This window comes from Coleofasciculus sp. E1-EBD-02 (assembly GCF_040218245.1).
Classification (GTDB): Bacteria; Cyanobacteriota; Cyanobacteriia; order Cyanobacteriales; family Coleofasciculaceae; genus Coleofasciculus.
The window spans coordinates 28,943-41,768 of sequence record NZ_JAVJQN010000093.1; the positions used below are offsets into that span (position 1 = coordinate 28,943).

Here is a 12,826-nt window from a genome sequence, read left to right on the forward strand (position 1 = left end):
GTTTCATTCGTTGCTAACAATCTGCCAACCAATCTTTAATTTCATAAACCAGCCAATTGACTTCAGATGGTTTTAGGTGATGGGCTAAACAGTAATTTCTCTTTTTCGTTTTGAGATAGATTGCCTGCTTTAAAAAATCTGGGCTTACTTGTTGAATCTCTGAAAGCAATAAATGAAACTTTAATTGATTGCAAACGAAAAAGCTGTTTTTATCAAGACTTACATGATAACTCCGAAATCTAGGCAAGATAAAACCTCTAATTTCGCTAGTTATTTCTGAATGTTTTTCGGGAATTTGCATAGCAAAATACAGAGAAATGAAAAATATAGATAAACTTAAAATTGTCGATAAAAATGGAATCCCCTCTCCAGCAATTAATATAAGGCAATTGACTATTGCAGACAACCCAGACAATACTGTAGACATAAATATACAAATAAACAGTAAGCACAAACTAAAAAATAAAATCAATTTAAACGCAAAAACCAAAATACATACACAAAAAAATACTTTTCTACCCGGAAATTTGATCACAAGCTGATGTGGAGATTTTTTAAGTTTAATCCGCGTGAAAAAAGGTGGATAAACGGACTCCAAAGGATAACAAATCGAGCGCCCCGTTTCTAATGCATCAACGGCTTGACTCGCACAACTCAAGCGCAAATCTAGGTCAGGTTCCGTCAAGGCTTCAATCCAACTGATCAACTGAGAGTTAATACTGACTTGCTCCCGAAATTGTATCCGTAAATTCCGTTGCGGCAAATCAGCCGGAGGAACACCTGTTAATAAATGAATTAACGTCGCGCCCAAAGCATAGAGATCTGAAGCCGGAACCGCTTGTCCCCAAAACTGTTCCAATGGTGCATATCCACTCGTTCCCACCACGGTAAACGTCACCCCTTCTACCGCCGCACTATCTTGCACCGCACCAAAATCAACTAAATAAATCTGCTGATCCTCTCCTAAAATCAGATTATTTGGCTTAATATCTCGGTGCAATACCGGAGAATTTAACCCATGTAAATAGATGAGAATCTCCAGCACTTGTTTGGCAATCGAACGAACCTGTAACTCCGTAAAGCGCTTTCCCTCATTCAGTAACTGCTGTAAAGATTTTCCGGGAATATAATCCTGCACTAAGCCAAACCAACACAATCCCGCCCCAATTTTTTGATCCAAGGAAAAATAATCCTGATACTGAGGAATTCGGGGATGATTCAGTTGTTTTAGCACCGCCGCTTCCCGTTCAAACAACTTAAACTCATCCCACTCCATCTGAGGGCTAAACGCCAGTAACTTCACCGTCACTTTTTCGCCCGACTGTAAATCTTGAGCTAACCAGGTTTGACGCCCTGCATTATTCCCTAATGGCTGTTGCAATTGGTAACTTTCCTTTAAGCATTGCTTGGGATGAAACAAAAAATTATCTCTCATAATACCCTTTCTCTGTAATCATGCAACGAATAAATTCTCTGGGTTGTCGCCACCAAAATAGTCCTTATTAAGATGTATCAGATTCATGATGTTTATGCCTCACCGTCAATTTTTATAACGCTCAAGTGCTGCCATGGCTTGATCTTTACCACCATAGTAAGATTGGATAGTTTGAGCTATCTGAACCGCTCGTTTATCGTTTCCTGTAGCGACTAATCGGCGTACAATGGCATCCAAGGCTTTGGCTTTTAGTTCGTAGTCTGTGAGCGTTTTAGCCACCTGAATCGCTTGTTCATACTCAGCAGACGTGGTTAAATAGCGTGCGATCGCTTGGATAGTCTTACTCTTAATCGACTCATCTGTGATACTACGAATTACTCGCAAGGCTTGTTTATACTCAGCAGACGTGGTTAAGTAGGATGTGATCGCTTGGATAGTTTTACGGCGAATCGAGTCATGGGGGATACTGTAAGTCACGTTTAGGGCTTGGGTATACTCACCAGCATCAGTTAAGTTGAGTGCGATCGCTTGTATCTTTTCAATGATTGGTAAGGCTTGCTTAGACTTACTCGCCACCATTAACTCCGTTGTAATCATTCCCAAAGCCTTTACCTTAATCAAGTCATTTGTAATCGTTTCCGCAGTATCAATGGCTTGATTGTACTTATCAGCTTTCGCGTAATTAGCTGAAACATCTACTAACTTCCAATCTTCCCCCAGAAAAATTCCCCGCTCATTTTCTCCATCAACACTTTCTGTACCCGGAGCGCATTGAAGCCTACCATCTTCTACAATTGGTGCTGGAGGGCGATTAGTACCCTTATCTTTTGTCTCACACAGAATCGCAAATGTTGTTAATTCTCCTGTTTCTTCAGCGTCACCCAAAAATACACCGCCCACATAACTCTTTAAATCAGATTGGCGGGAAACGCTATAGTTAATCGAACTCAAAAGAGTTGCATAACTTGAATAGGTATAGTTTTTGGTTTCAGTGCTAATGCCAAGTCCCAGTTTACCAATATTATCAGTAAAATTACCTTTCTCTAAAAAATAAGCTTGCTGGGCGCGATTCATTGAGCCAATATACTGTCTTGCTTCGGATTGCTTGGCTTTATCAGCGCTATTTAAAAATGAAGGAATTAATAGGATAATAAAGCCAATTCCTATTAGTCCTAGCAAAGCCAAGCAGCCACAACCGTAGCCACTGTCACTATCATCTAAATAGCGTCTTGAGCCTTGGGTAGGGATTTGATTGTGGTGAGGAATCAAAGAGGATTGCAGTGCAGAAAAAGCCTGACGTGCTGTACTCAACCGTTTTTCCGGTGCAGGTTGAATTAACTGCTCAATCCAGTGAGCAAAATTCGGATTAATCTTGACTTTATCTTGAAACTTAATCCGCATTCGCTGCTGAGGTAATTGAGAGGGTGGAATACCCGTTAATAAATGAACCAAAGTCGCACCCAAAGCATATAAATCTGATGCAGGTACAGCTTTTCCCCATAATTGTTCAGGGGGCGCATAACCACTGGTTCCCACTACCGTAAACGTCACCCCTTCAGCTTTGGCTTTGTCTTGCACAGCACCAAAGTCTACCAAATAAATTTGGTTATTTTTCCCTAAAATTAGATTACTGGGTTTAATATCTCGATGGAGAACAGGTGGACTCAACTCGTGTAAATCACTTAAAATCTTGAGTAAATCCTCGGCAAAATGACGCACCTGATTTTCGTTAAACCGTTTCCCTTGCTCTAATAACTGCTTGAGAGAGTTACCGGGAATATATTCTTGCACTAAAGCAAACCAGGGTAATCCGTTTACCTTAGACTTATCACTATTTTCCTTATCGATAGAAGATGCTTCTAAACCCGCTTCAACATCATCCACTGAAAAATAATCCAGATACTTCGGAATGCGAGGATGGTTGAGATTCTTTAGAACTTGAGCCTCTCGTTGAAACAGCTTCAACTCATCCCATTGCATCTGGGGATTAAACGCCAGCAATTTAACCACAACGGCTGTTGGTGGTGAGGCTTTAGTGTCCATCGCTAACCAAGTTTGCCGCCCTGCATTATGTCCTAACTGTTCTTGTAGCTGATAGCGATCGCGTAAAACTTGTCCTGCACTTAACATGAGTTACTCCTTGAAATTTTAATTTATGAGTTACGTCCGTTATTGACCATTTGCCAGCCAATTTTTAATTTCACAAACTAGCCATTTTGATTCAGATAGTGTTAGTCGATTTGCCAAACAATAGTCTCTCTTTCTTGTCTTGAGATAGATAGCACTACCTGAATAGTCACCAACTTTACCTGAATGATAACTAGCTACTCCTTGAATCTCCGAAAGGAGTAGATGAAAATCAAATCCCTGACAAGTCAATTTATCTATGTCAAATACTACAGAGTATCCCCAGAAGTTAGCAAGTATAAAATTACTGATATCTCTGTACATTTTTCTAAGCTCAATCAGCCCTGCATCTCCCAAACCAATCATGCTAATCAATATAAAAAATAATACCGCCATTGTTTCAATTGGCGAAGGAAAGACATTTTGCAAGGAAATGAATCCGATTAAAAGCAAAAGCAAATTCACAATTATTGATAATAAAACTAAACTAAAAAATGGAATTAATCTAATGAATAAAAATACGCAAGTGTCTATAAACCACACTATCCCGGTTGCAGAAAAATAAACAATAAGTTTATTTTTGTTTTTTTTAAGCTTAATTCGTGTTGAAAAAGGCGGATGTACAGTTTCCAACTGATAACGCATAGAACGAATCGATCGCCCTGTTTCCAATGCATCAAGGGCTTGACTCGCACAACTCAAGCGCAAATCTAGGTCAGGTTCCGTCAAGGCTTCAATCCAACTGATCAACTGAGAGTTAATACTGACTTGCTCCCGAAATTGTATCCGTAAATTCCGTTGGGGCAAATCAGCCGGAGAAACACCCGTTAATAGATGAATTAACGTCGCGCCCAAAGCATAAAGATCAGAAGCCGGAACCGCTTGTCCCCAAAACTGTTCCAATGGTGCATATCCACTCGTTCCCACCACGGTAAACGTCACCCCTTCTACCGCCGCACTATCTTGCACCGCACCAAGATCAACTAAATAAATCTGCTTATCCTCTCCTAAAATCAGATTACTCGGCTTAATATCTCGGTGTAATACCGGAGAATTTAACCCATGTAAATAGATGAGAATCTCCAGCACTTGTTTAGCAATCGAACGAACCTGTGACTCCGTAAACCGCTTTCCTTCATTCAGTAACTGCTGTAAGGATTTGCCTGGGATATAATCCTGCACTAAGCCAAACCAACATAACCCCGCCCCAATTTTTTGATCCAAGGAAAAATAATCCCGATACTGAGGAATTCGGGGATGGTTCAGTTGCTTTAGCACCGCCGCTTCTCGTTCAAACAACTTAAACTCATCCCACTCCATCTGGGGATTAAACGCGAGTAACTTCACCGTCACCTGTTCACCCGACTGTAAATCTTGAGCTAACCAGGTTTGACGCCCTGCATTATTCCCTAATTGCTGTTGCAGTTGGTAACGTTCCTTTAAGCATTGCTTGGGGTTAAATAAGAGATTAGTTTTCATAAGGATTGACCGCCTCTATTGCTGTAACTGTTCAAAGTTGTGAAACATCCAAATATACAAAAACAATCCGGACAAAATAGATAATATTCATGATGGTTTAGGTATTATTATCAACGTTTATAACCTTCAATTGCTGCCATTGCCTTCTCTTTACCGCCATAGTAAGATTGGATAGTTTGAGCAATCTGAACCGCTCGTTTAGGGTTCCCTGTAGCAACTAATCGACGTACAATGGCATCCAAGGCTTTGGTTTTTGGTTGATAATCTGTCATCGTTTTAGCCACCTGAATAGCTTGCTCATGCTCAGTCGCCGTGGTTAAATAAGGTACGATCGCTTGGATAGTCTTACTCTTAATCGAGTCATCGGTGATATGACGAGTTACTCTCAAGGCTTGCTCAGACTCACCAGCATCAGTTAACTTGAGTGCGATCGCTTGAATAGTATTACTCTTAATCGAGTCATCGGAGATATTACGAGTCACTCTCAAGGCTTGCTCAGACTCACCAGCCGCAACTAATTCTGTTGCAATAATCTGCAATGCTTTTGCCTTAAAACCTTCTTCGGTGATCGTTTCCACAGTATCAAGGGCTTGATTATACTTACCAGCTTTCGCGTAATTAGCTGAAATATATACTAACTTCCCATCTTCTCCGAAAAAAACCTCTTGATCCCCTCCACTAAGACTTTCTGTACCCGGAGCGCATTGAAGCCTACCATCTTCTACAATTGGTGCTGGAGGGCGATTAGTACCCTTATCTTTTGTCTCACACAGAATCGCAAATGTTGTTAATTCTCCTGTTGCTTCAGCGTCACCCAAAAATACACCGCCCATATAACTCTTTAAATCGGATTGGCGGGAAACGCCATAATTAATCGAACTCAAAATAGTGGCAGAAGTTGAATAGGTATAGTTTGTGGTTTCAGTGCTAATGCCTAGTCCCAGTTCACCAATATTATTCGTAAAATTACTTTTCTCTAAAAAATAAGCTTGCTGGGCGCGATTCATTGAACCAGTATATTGTTTTGCTTCGTATTGTTTTGCTTTACTAGGGTTAACCATAATTAATGGCTTAACCAATAGGAACATAAAGCCAATTCCGATGATTCCTAGCAAAGCTAACCAGCCACAACTATAGCCACTGTTTTTATCAACAAGCATTTAACTCTCTCTCCTCCAAAGTAAACGGTACAAAACCACCTAACTTAAAGCCAAAAATTAATTATTGCCCTCTTCACCTCTCTCTCCCTCTGCGAACCTCTGCGCTAACCTCTGCGAACCTCTGCGTTTCTCAAAAACCCTTCAACAAACGCCTACCTACCCTTGAAGCTGCATCAAATAATAAGCCATAGGAATAATTCCAAACGAACCCACATTCATCGACATAACCGTCATTGCCAGATGAGGATGCTTCTGCTTTAATAAACCTGCGATCGCAAACCCCTTCGTCACAAAGCCCAAAATAAAACCAATCAGCAGTAAACCGGCTGTCACACCATACAGAAAAGCTAGGTGGGCGGAACTATCCATGGCGTTAATCAGGAATAACGTAGCAAAACCCAAAGCCATGAAGAAAAGATAAACACCAAACCTAAACATCCCTTGACTGATATTCTTCAAATATCCTCGACGATGACAGAATGAAAGACACATCGCCGCCGATAAAATCGAGCCAATGAGAGCCAAAGGAAACATTGCACTTAAAGAAACCCAACTAACCAAACTAGCCAACAGATAAAACCCATTCGCCAAACCTGCTATCAAAAAAGCTTTTCGGAAAGGAACCAACTCTCGTTTGCACAAGATAAAAGATTCAATTAAAACCGTAGCCAATAACGGTAATCCATACCCGTACATCAATGACATCGCCGGAAGCGTAATCAGACTAGAGCCAAATAACCATCCTCTATTCAATCCACCGCAAGCCATGGCGGGTAATGTCAGCATTAGCAGTAAACCGACTGTACCTCCTGTCACCTTGAGCCAAGATAGTCTCGGCGGCTGCGGCTTTACGGGGACACCCCTATAAGGAACCAAGGGAGCAGGTGTCAGAGGGAGCAGAGTCAAATCCAGGCTTGGCTTTTGTGTCATCGGTATTCTCCAGCAACTTGTGTTATGTCCCATCTAATCAGTCACATCTTTGAGATCCCATCGGAGTTATTCGAGAACTCATCGACTTCTCATTGACTTCGTTGTGATGGGGTTACTGGACTATATCTCTCCAGCTTCAGGGACTTATGCAATGCGTGTCCCATTTTTTTAGCGGCTTCTGCTTTTCATAACCGTTTTAACGGCGATGAATTACAAGGTCGCTTTCTGGTTAACTTTCACCCATTCGGGTATCACTTTCACCCATTTGGGTGTATTTTTAAAGTTTAAAAAGTGATATTTTTTATTTAAATAATTAATCAAATTTGTGTCAATTTGTAAAACCAAACCAATGTTTATTGGTTGGCACAATAAAATAGAATTAAAAAGATACATAGGTGTAATCATGCAAGTTAGAAACGAGAACTATTCAAAGTTGCCTCGTTTCCTCCATCGCTATTTTCTGCTTCAGAGGATAGGGGCAAAACGATTAGCAGGCTCAACGTTAGCCCAAGTCCTCACCCTAGCCATTGCGGTTGGATTGACCAATCTGGGCGTAACTTTAGCTCAAGTTCCAGGAAATAGTACAATAAACTCGCCAACACCGCAGTCTTTCCCCTCTCCTGGATTGCCCAGGCGTGAGCTAGAAGTACAACCTGTGCGACCTATACAAATTCCCGCTATCTATGAACATCCTGATTTCTTTGAGGAAGGACACGAAGAATTCGAGGAACAAATTGACAATCTAAGACAGAGAAATACGCCAGATTCTTCCGAAGACGAGGTACTCACAATTGAAGAGTCAGCTTATTGGGAAAATCAAGACCATGGAGAGAGTTGGTTGACGAACAAATCCCACTCTGAGCTATATTAACTGTTTGTAGTAAGCGCTTAAGCGCTTCTGCCACTAAAGTGGCTACTACGAACTCAGGTATAGAGGTGTGTTAATTTGTCGCCAGACATAAGCCCATTGATAGAAGGTAAACCCTTCTATTTTTTTTAGAATGAGCGTAAACCCAATAAAAACGGAGGTTAAATTATGACTACTCAACGCAACAAGTATTCAAAATTACCGCGTTTACCCGATCGCGCTCCTAAATCTCCAGCGTTAGAGTCTAGACTAGGCGTGGGTTCTACCGTTGCCAAACTAGGGACTCTAGCCATCGCCGTAGTGCTAACGAATCTGGGCTTAACCCATTCAGCGTTTGCTCAAGCTCAAATTCCCAGGAATCCTAACTCGCAAACGCCGCAACCCTTACCATCGGGTCAGACTCCGAATATAGACTTTCCTGACGCCGAACCGCCTCAACCCTTACCACCCCATGGTATCTATGAGCATCCCGACTTCTTTGAGGAAGGGGAGGAAAAACTAGAACGACGCATTGACAGGCTAAGAGAAAGACGCGATGAAGACGAATCTGAAGAGGATGTACTCACGATTGAAGAGCAAGCTTACTGGCAAAATCGAGATCATCCAGATAGTTTGCTGACGCTGCGTGATCCAGAAACAGGATGGACGAGAGTTGTTTCCACTCAGGGAGAATTTGCGGTTTCTCTACCCAAAAAGCCGACAGATGTCACAGCCGTTCCCGCCAATCAAGCAACTAATCTTGATCTAGAAGCGTATCGACTAAATCAAGCTCCCCAAAGATTCGTAATCGCTTATTCTGAAGAAATCGCGTTAGCTGAACCAGAAGCCAAGTTACGCCAAGTCCGCGACCAAATTTTAGCCGAAACTGACGCTCAATTACAGCGCGATCGCCCGATTTCTCTGGAGGGTTATCCTGGTCGATCCTTTCAACTGAGAACCCCAAATCAAGTGATGACTTACAGGTTGTATTGGGCGGACAATCGCCTATATGTTTTGAGAGCGAGTCAACAGCAGCCAGGGGAGACTGATTATCAAGCGGCTCAGTTTTTCAACTCCTTTGAGCCAATTACTCAATGGGATAATTAGGGGCTGCTGAATAAGTCTTGTGGTGGGGAGAGGCAATAGGCAATAGGCAATAGGCAATAGTTTTTGTACTCAAAATCTACTCTAGGTAAAGGTTTCAAGGATTAAGATTGCAAAACTTGTGAGAAATGCTGGTCATAGGGATTTGGTATCATGAGTTTGTCCCGATCCTTTATGGTGAAAACGAATTCCCAGGAAAATATCATAGACGAAACTTAAGAAATCTTTGCCTTGTAGCAGTCCCAATGACTGATGACAGCCCTTTTCTTCTAATAAAGGCTGAGTGGCTCGATAAGCTCCTTGATATTTATACCAGGGAATAGAGGGCCACAGATGATGAATCAAATGGTAATTCTGACCCATAATCATAATATTCAGGATGGGGCTAGGATAAACCCTGGCATTTTTCCAGCGATCGCGTTCTTTGAAGGGACGATGGGGTAAATAGTCAAAAAACAACCCCAATGCCAATCCCACAACCAAGGCTGGGGTAAACCAAAAGTTCATGATATAGCCCAAAAAGCCATAGTGACACGCCAGGTAAATCACCCCCGCCACAAACACTCGGCTCAAGAACCATTCCAGCAGTTCATACTTACGCCACAAGCGACGCTTAAAGAAAAAGATCTCATGGTAAAAAAAGCGTGCCGCAATTAACCACAGAGGACCCCCGGTTGAGACAAAATGATCAGGATCATTTTCTGGATCATTCACATTGGCATGATGCTGCATGTGTACCCGGGTAAACACTGGGAACGCAAACCCCAACATCAACGCACTCCCATGACCCATCAGCGCATTCGCGATCCGATTTTTGTGGGCGACATTGTGAGAGGCATCATGGATTACCGTACCCGCCATATGCAATGCTAGGACATTAATCCCAAAGCACAAGGGTGCGGGTAACTCCCACAGCCAGTAACCGCAGGTCGAGAAGACTATCAGAGCCATCGCTACTATGAACATTAGTAACGTTAGATTAAAATCTTCGGGGGCACCCAAGAATTCTCTGGGTACGGTCAGTGGCTTGATTGCCTCCGACATCGTTGTTTGTACTCCTTATTAACTATCCTTTGGTAGTATAAGATGTCTTAACAGAATTATAAAGTTTTGTTGACATCAGGTCATTTAATCAAAATTGACCGACTGATAAGCTTAACACGTTTTGGCGGCTTCGCTCAGGATCTGGGGAAGCTGGCAGCAATTCTCACCAAAAAAGCCGGGGCATGACCCCGGCTTTTTGGTGGCTGTGTTTCGTACCTGCGGGACGTTGACGTCGGCAAAGAAGTCATTAGCCCAGACCGATGGGCTGCGTGGCTGTTGAATGGAGACGACGCAGACCTTGACATAGCCGCCGCGTTGGTCGCTGGGCTAGGGGAGCATCGGCAGACCGCGACTCTGAAATCAGCCGCCCATCAGCGCCTGGGCGAGTCCGATGTAGAGCGGTATTCCTATGGCAAGCGCAATTGGCGTGCCGACGGCTGTGGACGAGCCGATGTAGGCGGAGGGATTGGCAGACGGGATACCAGCTCGTAAAGTGGGCGGTCCTGAGATGTCTGAACTGGAGGCGGCGATGACAGCTAGGAGCACGACGCCGCCAGGGGTGAATCCCGTGGCGACGTGGGCAATCCAGCCGAGACCGAAGGCAATGAGCCCATGCAGCAACGGCGCCACAAAGGCATATAGGGCGTACCACTGACCCACCTTGCGCAGCTCGCCAAGCCTTGCCGTAGCCTCCATACCCATTACCAGCATCAGGATCGAAAGCAGGCCCCGGAAGGGGGGATTGTAGAAGCTCTCATAGACACTGTCCGGCTGGGTTAGTATGCCTAGAGCGATGCCGAGCAGCAGTGCCGATAGGGCAGAGCCCTGAAGGCTTTCCTGGATGATGGGCCATATTTTGACCCGCTCAGGCTCCTGGCTGGGATATCCGCTTGCGGTAATGCGCTGCTGGCTGAGATACTCCTGCCTGGTGGTGGGATACTCCTGCTCGCTGGGATACCCGCCTGCGGTAACGCTCTGCTTGCTGAGAGACTCCTCCTTGCTGAGAGACTCCTCCTTGCTGAGATACTTTTGCTTTTGCTTGCTGACATAAATACTGGCTAAGACGATCGCAGTTACGAGCGCTGGGATGTCCATGAAAGGATAGAGTGCGGCAGCCCAGGGCTCGTATGTTATGCCTTCCGCTTCCAGTACTGTTATGCCAGCAGCGAGGGTAGAGCCACTCACAGCACCGAACAAGCCTGCGGTGGCAATGGCATCCACGACTTTAACATTCGGCAGCTTGGCTAAGGTATAACGCCCGATGAACACGATAAGAATCCCTATTATCACGGCGAACGCTGCGGGCAACAGCATATCCAGCAGATCGGAATTGCGGATCGCAATGCCGCCGCTCAGTCCGACTTTGATGAGCAGCATGAAGACGATGAACTTATAAACCGCATCTGGAACTTGCAGTTGGCTATTGAGGGCGGCAACGACCATACCACCAATCAGAAAGCCGAGTGTCGGGGACTGCAACTTCGCCAGGAAGAGCGTCAAGAAATCGGACAAAAAATCCATGTTGTAATTCCTCTTTGATTCAATCTTAGGGGTCAGGACGGCAGGCAAGCGTTGCCTCGAGTCCTGGGTGGCCGGCTCCACATATCCGGGTGAGCAGCGAGTCAACCCGCCACTAAGAATGCATCTGCATCCCGGTGCGTTGTGTGCTGGAAGATAAGGTTTTGCTCCGGCGAGCGCAAACGATCACGCTAATTCAGTGGTGATTCATTGGCAATCTCACCCCCAAAGCCGCAAACCAGATGCAGACTGTGGGAAACAGGGTCAACCAGAGATGAAGATATAGTCATTCCAATTTATTTCCGTAAATCTTTAGAGTCCGTGAAGACGGACTTCGTTGTGTTAGCCTTGGATTTCCAATCCGCTGGCAGTTGTTGCTGTTGGTTTCTACTTGGAACTACAATAGAGCCGGCTGTGGAAGCGCCGGCGGTGTACAGAAAGTTTTGACGAGACATACGAGAGAAATTTGCCATGAATACCTCCTTCCGCCTCCCCTGGCTGGGGAAGTGGTGATTGTGATAAGTGAAATTGGTTAAAAGTTGCAGAAAGCGGGGGTGCAGCGCTACACCCCTACAGCACAGGTATTATGCGAATACCTGTCCCGCAGCATCTCCCATAGATCAAGATCTATGTAAGACCCGAATCTCTATGTGCTTAAGTTTATCTTAAAATCTGTACCAACTTGCATGGAAATGCCCAATTCAAATCATAAGTTTTCCTTTTAGTCTCAGAAAACCCCTATATCTGTGGTCAATGTAACTGTCACCCCTAGTGGGACTCGACAACCTGGCGTCACTTGCGGTGTTTAACAACCAGATCACCGATCTTTCCACCCTCGCAGACCTTGATCAGCATTTTATTCCAAGTTGGTGAAGAAGCTTTTTTCTTTCGCGATCGCGATCGGCGCACAAGCCTTCAGCGGCACAAAGCCCACACCCAGATTGACTTTTTCTAGACCGTGACGAGTAGATTGCTCAGCAGCACCGCCTCGTCCACATCGTGGGTTACCATGATGGCGATAATGTTGTTTTCTTCACAAATATGCATCAACTGCTCTTGCAGTTTGCCACGGGTCATAGCGCCAAAAGGATAAGTGTTTTTTATAAAATGCTTCCGCTAATCTGAGTCAATCTTTCTCAACAGAGGGTATTGGATTCGCCGATCTTTGGCATAATCTTAAAG

The 12,826-nt window shown here is 44.1% G+C and carries 9 protein-coding genes and 2 pseudogenes; 2 read left to right on the forward strand and 9 right to left on the reverse strand.

Going from position 1 to position 12,826, the window contains the following annotated elements:
- Positions 1-13: 13 nt before the first annotated feature.
- From RIC07_RS15350 to RIC07_RS15375, 6 genes and pseudogenes are all read right to left on the reverse strand, one after another.
- The gene (locus RIC07_RS15350; protein ID WP_446395296.1) at positions 14-1,435 is read right to left on the reverse strand and encodes a serine/threonine protein kinase; all 1,422 of its coding nucleotides are present in this window, start codon (positions 1,433-1,435) and stop codon (positions 14-16) included.
- A 105-nt stretch (positions 1,436-1,540) separates the two neighbouring features.
- Positions 1,541-2,509, reverse strand: coding sequence for a type IV pilin-like G/H family protein (locus tag RIC07_RS15355; protein ID WP_446395330.1), 969 nt, complete (start codon positions 2,507-2,509; stop codon positions 1,541-1,543).
- Between the two features lie 129 nt (positions 2,510-2,638).
- Positions 2,639-3,565, reverse strand: a pseudogene (locus RIC07_RS15360) (serine/threonine protein kinase); the annotation flags it as partial.
- Positions 3,566-3,604: 39 nt separating this feature from the next.
- On the reverse strand, positions 3,605-5,041 hold the full coding sequence (locus RIC07_RS15365) for a serine/threonine protein kinase (RefSeq protein ID WP_446395297.1): 1,437 nt from the start codon (positions 5,039-5,041) through the stop codon (positions 3,605-3,607).
- Between the two features lie 110 nt (positions 5,042-5,151).
- Positions 5,152-6,201: a type IV pilin-like G/H family protein gene (locus RIC07_RS15370; RefSeq protein ID WP_446395298.1), complete on the reverse strand. Its 1,050-nt coding sequence runs from the start codon at positions 6,199-6,201 to the stop codon at positions 5,152-5,154.
- Between the two features lie 156 nt (positions 6,202-6,357).
- A complete protein-coding gene (locus tag RIC07_RS15375; RefSeq protein ID WP_446395299.1) occupies positions 6,358-7,131 on the reverse strand; it encodes a hypothetical protein in 774 nt (257 codons plus the stop codon).
- A gap of 403 nt (positions 7,132-7,534) precedes the next feature.
- On the opposite strand from RIC07_RS15375, the gene RIC07_RS15380 reads away from it, so the two are divergent.
- Positions 7,535-8,002, forward strand: a complete 468-nt coding sequence (locus RIC07_RS15380; RefSeq protein ID WP_446395300.1) for a hypothetical protein — start codon at positions 7,535-7,537, stop codon at positions 8,000-8,002.
- 165 nt (positions 8,003-8,167) lie between these two features.
- On the forward strand, positions 8,168-9,085 hold the full coding sequence (locus RIC07_RS15385; RefSeq protein WP_446395301.1) for a hypothetical protein: 918 nt from the start codon (positions 8,168-8,170) through the stop codon (positions 9,083-9,085).
- Between the two features lie 132 nt (positions 9,086-9,217).
- Here the strand turns inward: RIC07_RS15385 and crtR are convergent, their stop codons facing one another.
- The 3 genes and pseudogenes from crtR to RIC07_RS15400 form a co-directional block, all read right to left on the reverse strand.
- Positions 9,218-10,126, reverse strand: coding sequence for a beta-carotene hydroxylase (crtR, locus tag RIC07_RS15390; RefSeq protein ID WP_446395302.1), 909 nt, complete (start codon positions 10,124-10,126; stop codon positions 9,218-9,220).
- 360 nt (positions 10,127-10,486) lie between these two features.
- Positions 10,487-11,647, reverse strand: coding sequence for a sodium-dependent bicarbonate transport family permease (locus RIC07_RS15395; protein WP_446395303.1), 1,161 nt, complete (start codon positions 11,645-11,647; stop codon positions 10,487-10,489).
- Between the two features lie 865 nt (positions 11,648-12,512).
- Positions 12,513-12,733 (reverse strand): annotated as a pseudogene (locus RIC07_RS15400) (hypothetical protein); the annotation flags it as partial.
- Positions 12,734-12,826 lie beyond the last annotated feature (93 nt).

Coding starts and splice junctions, on each gene's coding strand:
- RIC07_RS15350 (WP_446395296.1), bottom strand. CDS start 1,435: ATGAGAGATAATTTTTTGTTTCATCCCAAGCAATGCTTAAAGGAAAGT.
- RIC07_RS15385 (WP_446395301.1), top strand. CDS start 8,168: ATGACTACTCAACGCAACAAGTATTCAAAATTACCGCGTTTACCCGAT.
- RIC07_RS15380 (WP_446395300.1), top strand. CDS start 7,535: ATGCAAGTTAGAAACGAGAACTATTCAAAGTTGCCTCGTTTCCTCCAT.
- crtR (WP_446395302.1), bottom strand. CDS start 10,126: ATGTCGGAGGCAATCAAGCCACTGACCGTACCCAGAGAATTCTTGGGT.
- RIC07_RS15370 (WP_446395298.1), bottom strand. CDS start 6,201: ATGCTTGTTGATAAAAACAGTGGCTATAGTTGTGGCTGGTTAGCTTTG.
- RIC07_RS15395 (WP_446395303.1), bottom strand. CDS start 11,647: ATGGATTTTTTGTCCGATTTCTTGACGCTCTTCCTGGCGAAGTTGCAG.
- RIC07_RS15355 (WP_446395330.1), bottom strand. CDS start 2,509: ATGAATCGCGCCCAGCAAGCTTATTTTTTAGAGAAAGGTAATTTTACT.
- RIC07_RS15365 (WP_446395297.1), bottom strand. CDS start 5,041: ATGAAAACTAATCTCTTATTTAACCCCAAGCAATGCTTAAAGGAACGT.
- RIC07_RS15375 (WP_446395299.1), bottom strand. CDS start 7,131: ATGACACAAAAGCCAAGCCTGGATTTGACTCTGCTCCCTCTGACACCT.